The 19,281-nt window shown below is 60.4% G+C and carries 8 protein-coding genes; 3 read left to right on the forward strand and 5 right to left on the reverse strand.

The window, feature by feature from the left end; genetic code table 11:
* Positions 1-6: 6 nt before the first annotated feature.
* The 5 genes from BLU46_RS31770 to BLU46_RS31790 all read right to left on the reverse strand — a co-directional run bounded on the left by BLU46_RS31770 (position 7) and on the right by BLU46_RS31790 (position 10,174).
* Positions 7-1,383, reverse strand: coding sequence for a ComEC/Rec2 family competence protein (locus tag BLU46_RS31770; RefSeq protein ID WP_093209768.1), 1,377 nt, complete (start codon positions 1,381-1,383; stop codon positions 7-9).
* The gene (locus BLU46_RS31775) at positions 1,383-5,195 is read right to left on the reverse strand and encodes a hemagglutinin protein (RefSeq protein ID WP_093209771.1); all 3,813 of its coding nucleotides are present in this window, start codon (positions 5,193-5,195) and stop codon (positions 1,383-1,385) included. Before BLU46_RS31775 ends, BLU46_RS31770 begins: the two co-directional genes overlap by 1 nt.
* Entirely contained in the window at positions 5,192-7,501 is a 2,310-nt protein-coding gene (locus BLU46_RS31780; RefSeq protein WP_172834565.1) for a hypothetical protein, read from the reverse strand. The genes BLU46_RS31775 and BLU46_RS31780 overlap by 4 nt, the downstream gene beginning before the upstream one ends.
* Positions 7,444-8,211, reverse strand: a complete 768-nt coding sequence (locus BLU46_RS31785) for a hypothetical protein (protein ID WP_157721321.1) — start codon at positions 8,209-8,211, stop codon at positions 7,444-7,446. The genes BLU46_RS31780 and BLU46_RS31785 overlap by 58 nt, the downstream gene beginning before the upstream one ends.
* Positions 8,212-8,443: 232 nt before the next feature.
* The gene (locus BLU46_RS31790; RefSeq protein ID WP_093209780.1) at positions 8,444-10,174 is read right to left on the reverse strand and encodes a Hint domain-containing protein; all 1,731 of its coding nucleotides are present in this window, start codon (positions 10,172-10,174) and stop codon (positions 8,444-8,446) included.
* A gap of 1,378 nt (positions 10,175-11,552) precedes the next feature.
* Here BLU46_RS31790 and BLU46_RS31795 point away from each other — a divergent pair.
* The 3 genes from BLU46_RS31795 to BLU46_RS31805 are packed head-to-tail and all read left to right on the forward strand — an operon-like array spanning position 11,553 to position 19,251.
* Positions 11,553-14,354: a S8 family serine peptidase gene (locus tag BLU46_RS31795; RefSeq protein WP_093209783.1), complete on the forward strand. Its 2,802-nt coding sequence runs from the start codon at positions 11,553-11,555 to the stop codon at positions 14,352-14,354.
* Positions 14,355-14,356: 2 nt separating this feature from the next.
* Positions 14,357-16,207, forward strand: coding sequence for a trypsin-like serine peptidase (locus BLU46_RS31800; protein WP_093209785.1), 1,851 nt, complete (start codon positions 14,357-14,359; stop codon positions 16,205-16,207).
* Entirely contained in the window at positions 16,204-19,251 is a 3,048-nt protein-coding gene (locus tag BLU46_RS31805; RefSeq protein ID WP_093209788.1) for an ATP-binding protein, read from the forward strand. The genes BLU46_RS31800 and BLU46_RS31805 overlap by 4 nt, the downstream gene beginning before the upstream one ends.
* Positions 19,252-19,281: the final 30 nt, after the last annotated feature.

A 19,281-nucleotide genomic window follows, 5' to 3' on the forward strand; every position in this document is an offset into this window, starting at 1 on the left:
CCAGTCTTATGAAATACATGGGTGCACTCGGCGCGGCGGTGGTGCAGGGCGTTCGTATCGGCGCTTCGTCACACGCTTGAACAGCAGTGGCGCGGGCTCGCAGGAGGGCTTCATGGCCCCACCGGTATACGTTGTGGTCGGCCCCCAGCGAATGGGCTCATAACGAACGTCCAGGAACATCGCGTCGTGGGTGTCATTCTCGATATCGATGCTGGTGTCCATGGCGTTAGCGTTGACCAGATCGGCTACGAGCTGCATGGGGTTGGTCTGGGGCGGCAGGAGAATGCCGGGGACACCCGCGTCGAAGACCTGCACGCCGGTGCTATTGGTGTTGGGGGTGATATTAAAGATCCAGTTTGCCGATCTGACCGGTGTGGTGAGGTTCATGACCGAGGTGTAAATGTTTCTTTGCTGCTTCGGAATTACCTCGAACGCACTTTTCTTGCCGTTGAACACCACAATGGGTCGCTCGTGAAATTGTTGGGCAAGGGTGTAGCGGCCCATTGCGTCCAGAACGCTGAGATAGGGGTGGGAATGGGTGTTGTAGTAGCCCGCACTGGCAAAGATCGAGGTGGGCCGGGTGTAGCCGGTGAACCAGACCAGATCTTGCAAATCCACAGTGCTGGCCGAGCGACTCATTGTCCTCTCTGCCCCATGGTGTGGCACCGAAGCCGCATACACAGAAGGCAGCGGGTTTTTCGACCAGCCGCTCATGATCGTCTTGAGTCGGCTGAGTGTCTCCCAGGTAGCATCGCCGGGCAGAATGAAAGAAAACGGCCCCAGTTGCAGCAGGACAATTGCCGATGAACAGTTGCGCTCGATATCTTCCAGGGAGTTGCTGGTGGCGACATTGGTCACCAGCATGCGCAAGGTGACGTCGCCAATGGACAGCGTCGAACCCACGCCGATCAGAGGCGCCATGTAGTTGCTCGATTCAGCGGTGTAATTGGTCACGCAGGTTTTTATATCCGCTGTACGTTTGGCGTACTTCAATAACGCATCGGTGGAACTCTGGCGCCAGTTCTCGCCAGCCAGCAGTATCCGACCAACTTTCAAGGCGATCTTCTGGTCATTCAGTTGCTTATCCAGTTCGCTGAGCAAGAGCCAGTGATCGCGGTCCTGATGGCTGATCAGCATGACGTCGATGACGGGGTCACGACCGGCCGCTATCTGGAGCTTGAGTTGATCGATCAGGAAGCTCACTGGAGGCGTGATCCCGAGCACCTTTTTGCTTGCGCTCAAACCGCCGCTGCCGAAGTCGAACACACACAACCAGTCGGCGGCGGTGGTGGTGGGGTCGGCGCTATCGTCGCGGAACACCCGCAACACGTTCGACATGCCTTGGCCGCACCAGAGTGCGTCGAGAATCGCCCGCTGTGCCATCAGTCCTCCTTGCGCACCGTGTGCGGGTCGCGCGCCGGCCGGCCCGAGCGGATTCGCCGAGAGGCGTCCTGGGGCAGCGCGGCGCGGGTGGATTTCTTGTCGTCGGATTTGCCGTTGTCGTACGCGGCGTACCAGCCCAACTTGGTGTTGGAGGACTGGTCAGGGTTGCCGAACAAAATGATGTCGTTGTGCCCGGGCGGGAACGATAGCCCGAGTACGTGCAGGCCGAAATCGCGCAGGTGCATCAGGTACTGCCGGCGTTTCTCGGCGTCGATGTAGGTGCTGAACTGAATGGTGCGAAAGCCGATATCGAGGATGCCTTGTAGCGGCAGGCTGACGCCGAGCATGCGTTCGACCCCGGGCAGGGCGACGCCGAAATACACTGCTGGCAGGCCCTTTTCGCCGCCAGCCGGGCTCCAGGCCGCGAGCAACTGCACGGTCAGGCCGACCGAACCCGCCAGGGCGCCGAGGGTGCCGAGATCGACTTCGTAGACCAGCCCGTACCAGGGTTGGGTGAGCTTGCCCTGCTGCAACGGTGCCGACACCGAGACGTAACCTGCGGCATCCGGGTCGAGGGTCGAGGGCGTGCCGCCGGTGACCTTGGGGTCAGCGGTGGCGAGCAGGCCGGTGAGCCGCAGCGGGAAGCGAGCGAACAGAGAATTACTGCGCGCCGGGCTGTTCGCCGCATCCAGGGCCACCCCGGCATCGGCCACGGTGAATGTGACGTTATCTGGCTGCGAGAGCGAGAAGCTCATGGTGATCGCGTAGTTCGAATAAACCAGGCCCGCCGAGCCGGTGGCATCGGTTGCCGGGTTCGCAGCGCCAGTCACGGGCAGCAACTCGCTGGACTCAAGGGCCGGCGGCCCCCAGCAGAATGGGTCGAACTCGGCGGGCTCGGCGAAACGCAGCCGTCCTGACAACTGGAAGGCGGCAGTGACGGTCGTGTTGCCGCTGGCCGGGTCGGCCGCACGCACCGTGACCAGCCGGGTGTTGTCGACCGCGACTTCATTGAGCTGGCCGAGGGGCAGCTGGAACGCGCCAGCCTCGCGCATGGCGAACACATAGGTGTCGCGGTTGCCGCCGCCGTCATTGCGCTCCGACTGGTAGACGCCGTCGAGAATCAGGTTGTTGCCATGCCCGGTGGGGAATAGTCGGGTCTCGCTGCCGAACAGCCGGTTGACCATCAACTGCACCGAACTGGTGAAGCTCGCCAGCTTGCCGTTCTCGAAACCCACGGTCAGCTGTTGCACGCGGAAGGTGAAGGGAATGTCCTGGGAGAAGTACTGGTCGACCGGGTTCTGGTAGTCGATCAGCCCGAAGCTTGAGGTGACATCGAATGACAGTGCGCCGCTGTCGGTGCTGAACGACGTCGAGTTCAGGCCAAGGTGATGGGCGTAGAAACCTTTCGGGTCGATACCGGCTGCCAGGGGTTGCAGCGGTTCGGGCAGGGTGTCCAGCGGCACTTCGACCGAGAGCGCCAGCACCCCGGTCCAGTAAGGGTCATCGATGACTTCGAGAAAGTGTTCATAGGCCGAGGGCATGCCTTTGGCCGCTGCCGTGCTGGCCGATTCCCTGGCGTTGCGGATGATCGACTGGATGTCCGCACGCGCGGTATCTGCCCGGCCATCGACCGACGAGGCTTCGGCCCAGCTCCACACGCTGGTATCGGCAACCAGTTCTGCAAGCGTGCGGCCGCGAACGAATTTGAAGATCAGCCGGGCGTTCTTTGGCCCGCTGCGCTCCGGGGCCGACCAGTTGCGCGGGCTCATGCGGAACAGCCAGTCGCCGATTTGTGGCGAAAGCAGCCCGGCGAAACGCTGGAAGACCCGTTTCTGCTCGTCGGTGATGGTACTGACCGCTGCCACCAGCATCGCGTTGAACGCACTCTCGGTGGGGTAGACCTGGTAACTGGCAGCCTGCACCGCCGCCGCGACGGCGTTGTAGACATCGACCGGCACACCTTTGAGGGGGGGCAGTGCCTTGATCATCCCGAGGGACTCGGGGGTCAGTTGGTAGGCGACCGAGCCATTGGCCAGCACGCTTGCGCTGTCGCCCAGCACCATGAACAGCCGGTTGCTCAGCAGCGCCTGGCGAAAGGCGCCATCGACGGCGCTGAAGCGCAGGTCCGGCAAGCCATCGGGTGCACTGCCGGTATTGCCGATGGCCAGCCATGCCCAAGGCACATCGTCGCCGGCATAACCAATCGCCAGGCCCGGCGGCGAGACGGCGGGCTGAACGGTGGCAGGCGCTGCGATCGGCAGTGGCGCCGCGTCCTTGGGCAGCAGCCATTGGCTTTGGGTGAGCCGTTTGATCTGGCGCCGACGCTCGGGGGCGATGCCGCGTGCTTCGAGGTGTTGGGCGAAATCCGCCTGTGCCGGGTCGAGCCCGGCATAGCCGACCATTGGGAAGGCCGGTAGCGCTTGCGCACTGGTGAGGGTCGCCGCTGCGATTTCGAGGTAGTCGAGGAAGCCGGCGTTGCCACCGGTATAGAAGGGCGCGTCTTCGGGCTGGGCGTAATAACGCACGCTACTGTCTGCGCTGACCCAGCTCCAGGCGGTCGTGCCAAGGGCGGTCAGTGCCGCAGGCGCCGGCTCGTCATCGAGCACGCTGCGCAACTGCTGGGTCTGGCTGTCGACGCTCGGGGGGGCATAAGCCGGCTGAGCGGCGCGAAAACTCAGTAGCGTTCCAGCGGTGCTCGCCAGGCCGACATAGTCCAGGCCATTAGCGCCACACAGCAGACGTTCGAGGGGGGCGGCGTCGAGGCTGTCGACCTGGGGGCGGGCGGTTATCAATTGGCCGCTGTCGTTCTCCCAGGTCAGGTCGAAATCGCCGTCCGGGGTGAGGTAGTAAACCACCGGCACCTCGTTGGGCGGGGCGTCGAGCGCCCCCATCATCAGCGGCTGCACCGCGAACACAAAACCGGGCGGCGTGGCCACGGCCAGGTTGCGCGGGGCCAGCTGCACCCCGTAGCCGCGCGCGCTGACATAGCCGCTGTCGAAGCTCGGCACACTGCCCAGAGTCGCGCCCCAGGGCAGCAGCGCCAGGCGGGTGCGCGCCGGGTCGAGAGGCGCTAGCGGGTCGAAGCTGCAATACAGCGTCAGCGCCGTGGTCTGTCGCAACGGCTCGACGGTCAGTACGCGGATACTGCCATCGTCCAGTGGATCGGGGCCGAAAAAACGCAGGCTGGCGCCCAGTTGTGTGAGGTCGCTGGGCGTCGACTCACTGCCCGGCGTCAGGCTCAGCGACCAGCGCAGACAGCCGACCTGGCCCGGCGCGTAGCTGAAGCCGCAAAGGCCGGAGGTTGCGTTCAGCAAGCCGTCACCGGTGACGAAGACCAGCCCGGGGGTACCGCTGAGGCTGAAGCCCCAGCCGTTCCAGTCGTTGGCATATTCGCCCACACTGACCTGGTTGCCGACCCCGACCAGCACACGGATGCCGCCAGTTTCGAAAATACAGCCGCCACTGACGTGGGTGATGCCGGCGGTGCGGGTCATGCCGATCAGGTTGCTGCGCCAGCAGGCGATGTCGCCCCCGGCACCGGCGACCCATAGCGCACGCGGCCCTGTCACGGGTGGCAAGAGCAGCAGATAGCGGCTGAGGGCCGCGTCGAAATCACTATCCGCGCCAGGCGCCGTATCCAGCCAGAACCACAGGCCGGTGGCATCGCTCCAGCTTTGCGTCAGGCTGACGCTGGCGCCGAACGCGACGCTGCCCGAGGGACGAAAGCCTGCGCGACGGCTGCCGTCATTCAACCAGTAGAGATCGGCGGCGGTGTTCGATTGAGTGAAGAGCGGCTCGACCAGCCCGCTCATGCGCTGCCACCACCTGTACCCAGTTCGATACGGTCGCCGCCGAGCAGCGGCAGGGCCGTTAGCGCAGTATTGCCGGCAGGCGCCCAGTTCAGGCGCACGGCGGTGGCGCCGCTGGCGTCATAGCTGGCAGGCGAGCCGATCAGCGCCGGGCCGACCCCGCGTTGCAGGCTGATACCGGTCAGAGGAAGGTCGACCGCCGAAGGTCGCATGGCCCGCTCGGCAAGGATGTCGCCAACGCTGCTGCCGAGCGACAGCAGTTGCTCTACGCCATTTACCCAGACGCGGATCTGGGGCACCAGCGTGGTACGGCCACGGAAATAAAGCACCCCGACATTCGTACCGGCGGCACTGCCACTGCGGATATTGGTGGTGGCGGCCGTCAGCGCGGCCAGTGTCGGCGCCGCCAGCAGCACGGCGTTGAATTCGGGGTAGGGGGTGCCCGCCTGGTCAGTGGCGGGGAAACTCAGTGGATAGACCAGCCTGAGGAACGGTTGCCGCATCATCGAGTAGCCGCTGTCGATCAACCCACCGCCGCCGGCCTGTTTACGGTTGCTCACAGCCGGTGTACTGACGCTGGTGCCACCCAATGCCGTCAACCAGCCGATGAACGCGTCGAGGGTGGTGAATTCCGTCGCATTGCTGGCCGAGCGGGTGATCGAGTAATGCGCCACTGCACCGGTGATGAAACCGTTCAGATAAGCCTGGTCCGGTGCGGAGCCGCCCATGTTTTGGTAACTCTCGTATTCGGCGCGCAGGACCATGCCGGGCTTGAGGTCGACCCAGCCGGAGCGGCCATCGAAGCCATAGTTGTAAAGCAGGGTTTCGACGAATGTCTGTGGCATAGAGCGGGCGATGGCGGCCTGTACGGTCTGGATACCAAAGGCGGTGGCCCCTTGCTCTGCAAGCGCATCGAGGAAGGTGCCATATGCCGTGTAGAGATCGTCGCGGATGGCATCGGCGGTAAAGGCCCAGGGCAACGTATCGGCGGTGCCGTCGATGGTCAGCACGTAGGAATAAGGCGCGGTGCCGGTCTCCAGGGCGAAGGGCGCAGTGCTGGGCAACTTGGCCGGTGTGCTGGTGAAAATCTGTGGCAGGCCAATGGAAATCTTGTACGGCGCCATACCGGGCAACGTTGCCGGAACCAGCGCAGCAGCGGTGTCCGCAGCGAACTGCGGATAAAACCCTGCGCCGAATACCGTGGCGGTCACCGCCGGGCCCGTGCTGCTTCCCGTCAGCGCTTGCACGGCCAGGGTGTAGTTCTTGCTCGCGTCGTAGGGCAGGGCAGTTGAGCTTTCGGGGCTGTAGGCGAACCAGGCCGCGCCCGATTCCACGCCATTTTCCAGCAGAACCAGGCGATAGCCCTCGGCTCCGGCGACAGGCGCCCAACGGGCATTGAGCAGGGCACCGTCATAATCCACCGTGGGTGCGCCCGAGGTCGCCGTGACGATCTGCGTCGCGGCGCTCCAGGGGCCGAGCAGGCTTGGCGCAGTGGTGCGGCTGGCACGCACGCGGAAACTGTAGCCCCCTGCGCTGGCGAATACACTGGCAGCAACCTGTTGGCTGGTGGTTGTGCTACTGAGCGTACTGACCGACTGGCCATTGCGCAGGACCTCGATGCTATAGCCGTCGGTGGCACCCGTCACGCTCGACCAGCTCAGCGTGCACCCCGCAGCAGTGGTGGACCAGCTCGAGGACAACCCCGTCGGGGGGTGGTTGATAACGCCCGCAGGCGCGGTGGCCGGGCCGCTGCTGTTCGCGCCAACAGCCGCGACGCTGATCGATACTGGCACATCGGGCAGCGCCAGGCTGGCGCTGGTACCGCTGAACACAGCGCTGGCGACCACGGTAGTGCCAGACAAGGCCTGGACTTGATAACCGCTGACGCCAGCATCCGCGACTGCCGTCCAGGCCAGCGCGGCGCTGCCCTGGTCAATCGCCACGCTGGTCAGCGTCGGCAGGCTGGTAATGATCGGCGTGCCGATGGACAGCGGGCTGAAGCTGGGGCCGTTGCTGACTTGAGCTACCAGTGTGTAGGCCGCACCGAGGGAGGGGCTTTGCAGCGTCACGTTCTGTGTGAAACCAAAGCCTGTGGCCTGCCAGGCGCTGGCGCTGCCATCGGGGTTGTTGACGATGACCGTCGAGCTGCTCGCCGCCCAAGGGCCGGGTGGGGGCGTGACGGTCGCGCTGAGCAAACGATTGGCTCCATCGGCGCTGACCGCAAAGCGGAGGCTGCCCGGTGGCGCAAGAATCAGCCCGACCGCTTGACTGTTGGGGCCAGTGGTGACGCCGGCCGTCGATGCGGACAAGGCCGCCACGGCCTGGCAACTGCCGAGGGTATTGGCTGAGAACGGGTAGTTGACACTGAACAATCCCCCGTGACGGTCTGCCCGGCGAGCGGGGCGGACGTGTACACCGTCTGACCATTGGAAAGGATACTGACGACGAAATACGGCGTCGTAATACCGGCAGGTACCCCTAGCGTCAGGGTCACGCCCGCCGCATTGGCAGCGACGCTGACACGATTGACGCTGGGTGCCACGGCATAGACCGCCGCGGCATCGCTTTGCGGACCGCTGGAGGTCACGGGCTGAGGTTGGGATTGGGACTGCGACTGGGTCTGGGGTGTCAGGTACAGCGACCAATCGCCGCCGGAGCTGCGTAGCTGGCTGTCGACCACCATCTGTGCGTAAGTGCTGCTGTCGGAGATAGTGGCCTGGGCGCCTGCCGGGGTGATCAGCAGGATTTGCGTCTGGCCGGCGGGGAGGGCAGACGCGGCCGGGGTCCAGCCCACCGAGAGGGTGATACCATCGAAACGGGTGGTAATTGCGGTTACCGGCGCGAACAGCAGCGGCGCCTTGTCACTGATGATGCCGAGGTTGCCGGTCACCGCCACTTGCACGTAATAGAAGTTGTTCGCGGCCGTCATGCTTGCAGTCGCCGTCCAGGTCGCCCCGGTTGCACTGGCAGCCGTGGTGGTGCCGACAATCGCATTGCCCGCACCATCGGTCACCAGCACAGTGAACGGGCCGGTGTAACCCTGCTGGGGGGTCCAGCTTAGCGAGAAGGCCGGCAGGTTCCCGCCGCTGTTGCACTGGACGGAGGTGATGAGCGGAGCAGCTGGTGTGGAGGCGAGGGTGGGCATGGCGCGGGTCCCCGATGCGAACGGTTGAAGGCAGGACAGGAGCAAACGCACGCAAGCTAGCCCCCGGCCATGACCACGACCGGGGGCGACTGCGGCACAGCTCGGCTCAGGTTGAGCGTGCTTCGATCGGCGACAGGCCGGCCATCACACGTTGGCTGTTGGTGATGTCGAGCTGCCAGGCGTGGCCCAGGCCCAGCAGTGGGTCCGCCTGCCGGGCAAGATCGCCGGCACGCAGCGACCAGACGCGCTGCATCCGGTTGTCGCCGACCAGGATGCCGCCTGCCTCGAATGCCGTGATGGCATCGTCAGCGACGTCGAGTAGAGTCTGCGCAGCGTCAGGCAGCAGGTCGAGGTTGACCACCGGGCCGTCGTACTCGACCAGCTCGACCGCCAGGATTGGCTCTTCACCCCAGGCGGTGCTGACGCGCATCCCCGCGGTCAGTTCGCGGGCCAGCCAGACACCTTCGGTGGTCGGCACCGGATGCTCCTCAGTCACCCACACTTCGCCACCGCCTGCCGTTGTAAGGCGATACAGCGGTTTCGCTTCGTGACCGTTCCAGACTTCAGCGATCCGCAGGCTGGCGCCTGCACCGTCGGCGACGCGCTCGCCGATCTTGAGTGTTTCGATAGCCCGCAGCGTGCCGTCGGCCATGCGCACCGGGGTGCCCACGGCCACGCAACCCCAGACGAACTGCATCGGCGCAATGGTTGCGATGTTGGTCGGCAGGGAGGGTAGTGCAGGAGGCGCGCTGGTGACGCGCACGAAGGTCTGACCACCTGGGTTGATGGTGAAGTTCAGTACGAAATTGAGGTCGATTACCTGGCCCTGGTCCCACGGCGCACCGTTGAACCAATCGGGGCCGATGTTCCAGCTGATGGCGTTGCCGGCGCCATTGCACAGCCCGGGAATCTGGTCTTCCGGGAATGCCAGGGTGGCGCCGTCGCCGGTTCCCGAGCGACGAATCAACAGGCAGGTACCGTTGAAGTTCGGGTTGCCCGCCACGCTGAAACCGCTGATCAACTGTGCCGAGCCGTTGACCTGCAAGCCAACGATGGGCTGCGGCCCGCTCATGCCGTAGTTGTAGTAGTAGTCACAGTCGGTCTGCTGCTGGGGGGTGCGGTTGAGCGCGACCTTGATGTAGCTCGCGGTCGGATGGTTGTTGTGGTTGGGGTTGATCACGTTGACCGAGGACACGGCGACAGCGCCGAGAATCGCTGCGCTGGCCACCACTTGCAGTGAGGTGGTGGCCCCGGCCGGCAGGTACGAGGCGGTGAGCGTGGCGCTGATATTCACGTTGTCTTGCGCCGGGATCGTACCGGTGGCCTCGATCGTCTGGGTCGACACGTTGTACTGGGTCGGCAGAGTGATGGAGGCGAAGGGCTGACCTGTGATGTTGTCGGTCAGGACCAGGTTCAGGGACATCGTGCACGCCAGGTCAGGCAGGGTCACGATGCCTTGGGCAATCACCGTGCTACCGTCGGTGTCGACACCGAAATAGGTGATGTTCACTAAGGGTTGCCACTCGCCGACGGTAGGGTCGTCCATTTCGAGCAGCGTCTGGGTGGCAGGGCCGCCGAGCGCCTCATGGGCGACGCGGGTCGATTCCACCAGGTTGCGGGTTGCCGGGAAATAACGCTCCAGATAGTCGTCGCCGCCAAGCCGGTCCAGCACGAAACGGCGATGGTCTGATTTGCGCATGTCGAGGGTCAGAACCCCACGCTTCGTTGCGGCAACATCCTGGAGTACGTTCTGGAAGACGGAGTGTTCATCTGCGGTCAGGAGGGCAATCACCCTGCCGAAACGATCAATGGCAGCTGGCGGCTGAGTTGTTTGCATCGTCAGTATCCTTCCTTGGTACATCGCTAAGAAGCATGGGCACAGTCCGGACTCCGCGTAGGGATAGTCCATTCCAACTCGCGCGGGTGCTTCGAATGTAGTGGAGAAATAACAAGTGTCAAGAAAAGCGATTTCAAATGGCCATTAAGGAGCTTTTTTGTGCCAATGGCCGGAATTTCTTCTGAACGAACTGAAAGCCTGTAAGTCCGGCGGAAATTGCACCGAACTGAAGCAGCGCGACCTGATAGGCCAGTAGGGACAAGCCTGCGTGGAAAATACGCAGCAGGTGCTGGAGTGGTTGCGCAGCAAGGAGAGGCCATAATTAACCTTTGCACTGCAGCTCGTAATGATCACATGAACAGCCTGCTAAACGTCGTCTAAAGACTCTCAGGCAAGCCAAAGAACATTTTGACTGGGCTCTAGGACGGTGTTTTCAGGCGGAAAAAATTCAAATGTGCCCCCAGTTTTGCCCCCAGTAGCGCGGGATATGCGGGCGATCGAGATTGGCGATCTCTGAGGCGGAGCAGGGTGGTCGCCGGTGGCTTTCAGTGTACCAGCATCTCAGATTGGATTGTTTGGCATCGATCGTCGGTTGATAAAGGTAGAGAGAGTGGCGCGTTTGAGCAGTGCTTTTCAGGGTACATTTGAGATGATGTTCACTGAGAGCATGTGGCCACTGAACAATCAGCGCTGATTTTCACATTCAATTTGGTGAGTGCAGCGACCAAGCGCATTGGCAGACCCAGGGCCAATGCCGGCGCCGCTGCCGTCAGCCATACCCCGAGATGCATCGAATCTGCGCAGGGGTGGGCTTCGGATTCAATCGACGTTTTGCAGCCGAAGCGATTTCGCGACCACTTTTGCCGAAAGTCGGCGACAGTTACAGCTGTCATTCCTCTCTTCAACCAGCGGAACAATCTAACAATGCATTACGGTTAGTTTTATCAGTGGTCCTTTTTCCCACGCTTCGACGGGGATGTTTTTAGTGCTCAGGCGCTGCTTGACGTGACGTCTTCGAGCGTTTTTGACCATTAATCAATGATTTCGAAACTGGCGTAATTGAGGGGCATTCGATCTGATACTCAAGCGGCTACGCATCGAGCTACACGGGAAATGTAGACCTAGATGATCGACTCCACTGCAGTGCGCACAACCAGAGCCTCATCAGGCATAGAAAAAATAGGGACCTGATAAACCCTTTAATCATGCGCTAGCTGAAATCGCTGCGGGCCTACGACCAAGACCCTTTTTCATATGTCTGAACCAAAATCGTCGGGCGGGAATCCTCGGTAGCGGCATATTGCTATTGCGTGCCCCCCACGGCCGACGGCAATATGAGGCTGTTTTTAATGTTATCTAGGGATAGAGGGAGAGTGCGATGGATTACTTGGCCGTATTGCGCAGGCTTTTGAACCAAGTCCAGTCTGTAGCAACGGCGACCGAGGGTTTTCCGCCAGACGAACTGCGGTTTGTTCTTGAATACAAGACCATTCCCGATTTCAACGCCGAGCTGGAGCGCATTACTGCACTACTGCATTCGACGAATCTGCAATTGCATCCCCTTGATCCCCTGCTGGAATCTTTTCTGGTCCTGCGCTGCCTGGGTGTGGAGCGCACGCTGCCGTCTCGCGAGCTGTTTTCCATCGGTTATGCTCTAGCCGATGCGCTGCATCTGGTGTCCGTCGAACCCGATCTAGGGACCGGTTTCTATACTGCCCCGGGCGAGCCAGGTGAGGAGGCCGCTACCGAGGCGTTTGAATGGCTGGAGGCGACCTGCATTGTGGACAAGTTGCCGCCGCAGGATCGTCATTGGGCCTTGAAATTGACCGGCGTGGTCGATGCCTGGGCCGCGACCCGTGGCGAGGGAATCATCATCGCCCAACCCGATACCGGAATCGCCGCCCATAACCAGCTTGGCGAAGAAATGCTCGATAGAGCCCGGGCCTGCAACATCATCGATAACAACCTGAATCCTGCCGATCTGCTCTCGCCGAAAATGGGCAACCCAGGGCATGGCACGGCAACGGCCAGCGTCCTTGCGGGCCGGGACACTGAACTCATGTGTGGTGCTGCGCCCGGCGCTCGGGTTGCGCCGATTCGATGCATTGAAAGCGTTAAGGTCTTCAACGCAGCACCTGTCGCAAAGGCGATTGCCCATGCGACCCGGGTCGGATGCCACGTTATTTCCATGAGCCTCGGTGGCGTTCCAAGCAGCGCCTTGCATGCGGCCGTGCGCGAAGCCGTGAAGGCCAATTTGATTGTCATTGCGGCGGCGGGTAACTGCGCACGCATCGTGGTGTGGCCCGCGCGCTATGCAGAAGTGATTGCTGTCGGTGGTTCGAACGTGGACGACGGCACCTGGATTGGCAGTTGCCGAGGGGGCGCTGTCGATATCAGCGCACCGGCCGAACTGGTCTGGAAGGCGCAACGCAATGCTGCGGCCGAGAGCATGGATGGAGTAGCGCCGGGGCAGGGCACCTCGTATGCCACAGCGATTACGGCAGGTGTAGCCGCGCTTTGGCTCTCCCATCATGGACGCGACAACGTGATTGCCCACGCAGCGCAGCAGGGTGTGAACGTGCAACAACTGTTCAAGGCGGCACTGCTGGCTACGTCGCGTCAGCCACAGGGGTGGGACTCTGAAAACTACGGGCGCGGGGTGGTTGCCGCGGATGCATTGCTTGAGTTGGCGTTGAGTGACATCCATGTGGTGAATAATGAGGCGCTGGCCGGGCCTGAACAGGATGTACAGACGTTGCTCAATCAGGAGTTCGGCGTAGCCGCAGCCGATTCGACATTGCACCTGGCCAAGTACCACCCGGAAATAGCTGCCATTGCGCTGGCCCAAGCTCGAGCCAGTGGACAAGCGTCAGACCTCAAGGCTGAGTCAAAGTGGTTTTCGACGCGGCCGTCGGGCAAGTTGAATGACGCTATTCAACAGAGCACTGACGGGCGCTTGAAACAATTTACCGAGGTTCAAGGGCTCACCAGCCTGTCCCGGCTGCCGTCCACGGGGCCGCTCTCGCTGCTTGATAAGCGCATGAGCCTCGCCCTGCCCATCAAGGCTTTGGGGTTGGAAAGTGCGCAGGGATTAAATCCCGAAAGAATTCGGGATTACCTGCGCGGTACGGGAAAGTCGGAACAACTTGCACGGTTCGAGCACCTGCTTGACGCGCGCCAAGGCGTCAGCCTGGATCTTCGTCGCGAACTGGTCGGGGCGGTGGAGCAGGAACTCGATAATTATGCGAAAGGTGTAAAACCAGGGGCACTCAACACAGTTGGGCTCGAAGCCTTGGTGCGCATGACCGGCCGACCGGCGTTGCGGGTACGCAATAACGATGTGGACTCCAATCATCCAGAAGCCGAAGCTTGGTCTGACACGCTGTATATGATGCGCAATGACCGCACCCTTCAAGACCGATTGGCGCGCATCGGCCGTATTGATGTGGGTGGCATCCATGTGGGCACCGGCTTTCTCGTCGGCAACGGCATACTGTTGACCAATCGTCACGTGCTACAAGCCTTCGCGGCACCTGTTCCACAACGCAATAACCCAAAAGGATGGGTCATGCTCAGCGATGAGGTCACCATAGACTTTGCCGACGAACCCAGCTCGCTGACCACCGCCTCACGCTTTCGCATCACTGAGGTGATTGGCGCCGGCGCGAAGGAAATTCCTGAACATAGCCTCGACTTGTCATGCCTTGATGTTGCGTTGTTGCAGGTCGAAAGCTTCAACGGGCAGCAATACCTGCCAACGCCTATGAGCCTGGTTAAAGATCCTTCCAGGGCGGATGGGAAAAACCAGGTGTTCCTTGCAGGGTATCCCGGACGCCCCGGCTCATTGCCACGTACCGTCACCGGTGAAATCGATGCCCAAGTGGCGAGCCGACTCAATCAACTGTTCAGTGCCGACTATGGCACCAAATATCTGTCACCAGGGCTCATCATGCAAGGCGTAGGGACGTTGAATGGCGACACCTGGCGCTGCGTGCTGACCCATGACGCAACGACCCTCGGAGGGTGCTCGGGATCCCCCATTATCAATTTCAACGCACCGCAAAGCGTGGTGGGGTTGCACTTTGGCGGCAGCTGGCTTCGTGAGAACTACGCGCACGGCATTGGCGCAGTCGCTGCGGGCAGCACCTTGTTCAATCACGCTGACCTGCATTGGGTTTAACTATGCCGCCAGCGATTGATCAGGAACTGGTGTTGTTGGGACAGAGCCTTACCTTCCAACGCAGCCCCTTTGGCGCGTTGTACGACAAGCTCGCAGCCGAGCACAACCTCAAGCTGGAAAAAACAGGGGGGGCAGGTGCGCGCGCCGACGAGTTTAAAGTACTCGAACAGTTGAGCGACGCGGGGCAATCCGTCTACCACGCGGCCTTTGCCCAAGCCAAACGCCTGGGCTGGCTGAATGAGTTGTGCATTCAATTAACAAGTGTTGGCGGGCTGAATGCGGCCAACGATGAGGCCCAACGCGTGTTGAGCCTTCACCTGCAGTCTTTGGTGCAGCCTCTAATCGGCTTTGCAGGCAACTATGCGATGACACAAGGCGGCCTGACGGCTCTGCGCCGCGTGTGCCGCGTAGTGGTAGAACATGCAGGCGGCACCAGCTACGGCACTGGATTTCTGGTCGGACCTCAGGCCATTCTCACGGCATGGCATGTCATCAGCCCGTTGCTGGATGCGGCCTACAACCCGTTGGAGGGCAGTGCCCGGCAGCTGAAGGTCCAGTTCGATCACGTCGGCGCCGCTTACGAGATATTGGAGGTCAAGGTTGCCGAGCAATGGCTGGTCGCGGGCAGCCGCTGCCACCCAACGGAGTTGTCGCCGCCTCTGCCGGACGATTTTCAAACCAACCCACCGGCAGGGTTCGATCAGTATCTAGATTACGCGGGAATACGGCTAAGCAAAATCGTGGGGCGGCTGCGTGGGTTTTACCAGCTCGATCCAGAACATAAACCGCATATCAGCGACACCGGAACACAATTGACGCTGTATCAACACCCCGCCGGCAATAAAATGCATACCGCTGTCGGGCATGGGCTCAAGCTTTGGCCGCCTGACCACGAAACGCGCTTACACCATACGGTCAACGCATTACAGGGCTCATCGGGTGGGCTGCTCGTAGATGCCAGCTACAGGCCAGTGGCGCTGCACCAATGCGGAATGCAGGTGGGCGGGGTGTCAATCAATGGCGCAATCCCGACCGCGTGCATTGCTGCCAACAGTGGGTCGGTGCTTGGGGATGTATTGGAGCTTGACCCCGTATGGCGCACATTGGACCACACGCCAATCCTTGGGCGCAGGGGGTTTCAAAGCGCAGTGCAGGACTGCATGCTTCGCGATAAACAGATTATTGCCGTAGTACAAAAGCCCATGACGCCGAGCAGCAAAAGCACCACGCTGGAAATCTTGAATGCGATGCTCAGGGATCGCGCGCAATACTCCATCATCACGTTCACGTCCTCGGAAATAGGCAATGACCCCAGGGTGTTTGCTGAAGAGGTGTTCCGCCGTGCGGGGGCGGATGATCCTGCCGCACCAGCGCTTCCAGCCATAGGGGAGGGTGACACCGCACTGGATGCCTGGGTTCGCAGTATTCTTTTTCCAGCGTTTGCCAAAAGGCTGGCCACGGGCGCGGTTCCCCGCCAATTGTGGCTTGTCATCCAGGATCTGGATATCAATCCATTGGCACCTGGACCCATGCAACACTTCCTGGAACAGATTTATCGCGACATATCCGAGATACCCATGCTGCGCATTGTATTGCTCGGATCGAAAATCGTCGTTCCCGGTGCCAAGCAGGCCCAACTCTGCATCGATACCATTACGCCTACTGGTCGGCTTGACGTGATTGAATACCTTGAGTTTTACAGCACCGAACACAAGCTTGATTTGAGGACGGAAGAAATTCTACGTCTGGCTACGGTCATTGAAGCAAGCAGTCCATTGGTTGAAGATCCCTCCGTCGACGCTGTAGCTTGGTTTATCCAAAATATTATCCACCCAGCGTTGAGGCCGTTATGAGCCCGCCAATCGAGAGCCAACAACGTATCGCCGAGCGGCTGGCAGATGTGCGGGCGCTTGCTTCCTTGCTCGGCGACTTCGACCCCAAAGTATTGGTCGACCTGGACAAGGAGCCTGAGATCGCCCGCGGCGTGCTGCGCGCATTGGCTCAAATATGCGACGAAGTGGTGACTGATCAAGGGATCCGCTGGCGAATGCTGCCCGACAGTCGGCGCAGTACCTTGCGTGAAATGGCAAGAGATAAGGTGCTGGGCAAGTTCGCCCGCAAGTCAAAAGCCGCTCCCACAGACGTGCTGGGCCGATTTCTGATTCAGCTCAGCGCGAACAAACCGGTCCCTATCAAGCCGCTCTCCATCCCTGAGCTGAGTCAACTGTATACGGCTCAGCAATTTCTAGAGTTAATCCCCGCTCGCCAAGCTTCCCGCACTCAAGTCCTCAGTACATTGGCCTTGCGCGAATTTGAGTCTTCACTGCGCGTTGCTTTGCCTACGGATTTATACGGCCGCGAGATTGAGCTTGGTCAACTGCATCACTATGTGCTCCGTAAACGTGAAATCAGTGATTTCAACCAAGACAAGCCGGTCTATCTGACTGGGCTAGGTGGCGCAGGTAAATCCGCCCTGCTGGCGGCATTTGCGCGTGACTTACTACGCGAAAAGGTACCGGTAATCTGGTTCGACTTCGACCGGGCAGCCTTTGAACAAGCTGACAACGACCGCATGACACTGGAATTCAGCCGCCAGCTTGGATTTTTCTGGCCGCAGTTGAGCGAAGCTCTCGCCAGGTTCCGTGAGCAAGCTCAGGAGGTAATGGGTGGGCAGTATTCGGATGACTACGCGAGTAATGCGTATTCCACGAGCAGCATATGGTCCATCTGGCGCCAGGAAATGGCATCCTACTTGCCGATAAATAAGCCCATAACGCTGGTTCTGGACACCTTCGAAGAAGTGCTATTACGCGGTGCAAACGCACACCGTAGCGTTCGCATCTGGCTCGACAGCGTCCAACAGGAAGGCCAACTATTTGGGCTGCGGCCGATATTTAGCGGCCGGGTGCCGCCTAATGATTATCGTCGATGGAATATCGAGTCCATGGCCCTGGGAGACCTGAAGCCAGACCCAGCCTACGCCATGCTTAAGTGCCTGCTGCAAGATGCAAACATTGAGGTGGAGGAGGGGTTGTGCCGCCGAATGCTTGGAGAATGGGGCGCCAGCCCACTGTTTATCCGTCTTTTGGCTCAGTACCTTAACGAAGAAGGCAGTGTGCAGGAAGCCATCGAGCTGCTGGATAACCAGACGCTCAAAGGCGTGCCGCATACACTGATCCGTGGTTTCACATACCGACGAATCCTGGACCGCTTGCGTACCGACGACGCGGACTTGCGTGACCTTGCGTACATGGGGCTTATTCTGCGTCGGGTCAATGCCGAGCTGATCAGTAAAGTCTTGGCAAAGCCTTGCAAAATTCCTGTACTGGAGGGAACGCGAGCAGATGATTTATTCACCACGCTGGCTCGCCAAGTATGGCTGGTGGAGGAAACAGAGTACGACGGCGTAGTGCGTCATCGTAGCGATTTGCGACAGGTGATGCTGGGGCTCATGCTACCGGAAGACCTCGCCATCGCGCATGAGGTTCACTGTGAAGCGCTGAAATATTACGAAGAGGGGCATGACCCTAACCTTAGTCGCGAAGAGCAAGCGCTTGAGGCGGATTATCACCGGCTGTTCATCCCTGCGGTGGATCTTGGCTCATTGCGTACTAGCGCCTCACAGTTAGTCGCATCACTGGGTGAAGAGCTGGAAACTGTGCCACTTGAACGGAGAGCGTGGCTCAAAAGACAGATGAGGTACGAACTCGATGAACACGAGTTCAACACTCTTTCTAATGACGCTCGCCTCGAGTATCAAAGCGAGCAGCTTACCCAGACGCTCAAAAGTACAGGTACTGCTGCGGTACCTTCGCACTACGATGACATAGTCCGCTCGCCCGATCTGCCATCCCTGCGCGGTGATTTGCCGAGTTTTATTGCGGCTAGTTTTAGCAAAGCGGACTTGGATGTCATCAACGGCCTGAGTCATGAGGTGCTAGATAATTTTTTCCAGATGATCGCTGGCGGGAGGCAATCCAAGGCGTACGCCGTAGACTTTTGTGAAACGCCGGTTTGGCGAGCCGCGCTGGCGGCGCTGTGCGCCGGCGAACAGGATAAGTTCTGTGACGTACTCAAAAGTCATCTATTCAAGGCACGTTTCATTGAGTGGCAACGCCCGGTTCGAACGGACCGTAGCGACGGATTGGATATAGCCACGGCATTGCGCATGTTGATGGGCCTGTGCGGGGTAAACTATTTGCCTAAGGATTACTCCGGCACTAAACGCCCGCGTCAGCGCACTCACAGCAACGATGAACTTAAAGCCCTGCTCATTTCATCACAGACACTTGGGGGTTTCCCTATTGGTTTCCCGGCGCCCATCGCCACCGGGCTCTTGTGCGACCTGACCCCGAATTTCATCAGTGCCCTGGATGGTGAGTTGTCGGAGTTCAAGGTGCATGACCCCAACCTGAAGAGTTTGGTAAACGCAATTCAGCGCGGGGAGGGCTTTAAATTGGCGGACTTTCAGCGTAAGGCTTCATCAGTCGGATACGTAGAGTTGCACCGTCGCTCGATGAAGCTCCCGGGGTTCAGGCAGGTATTTCGACCCCTTTACCCCGAACTCTATCCTTACATTCAGGGGGTGCTACGTGACGACAACGCAGCACTGCTGGAGTTTACGTACAAAGCAAGCCTGGCACCGATATGGCCAGCCGAGCTGAAAAATGAACCGTTCGAAAAAGCACTTAAACGCGACCCGGAACGCTGGACAGCCACTCTGATTCACTTCTCCGATCGCAGTGGGCTGTTCTATGACTTGCTGTACTTCATGGCAAAGGTGGCGCCAAGCAATTCCGTTCGTGAGGCGCTGAAATTATTTGAGGCTTACGATAAAGCGGTAATGGGCCTTGAGTCTTTCGAGGCGAATCGTCATGGAGCGTGGCTCAGAATTTAGGTGGCCTGCACTGCCAGGATGTGTATTTTT

This window comes from Pseudomonas yamanorum, assembly GCF_900105735.1.
GTDB lineage: Bacteria > Pseudomonadota > Gammaproteobacteria > Pseudomonadales > Pseudomonadaceae > Aquipseudomonas > Aquipseudomonas yamanorum.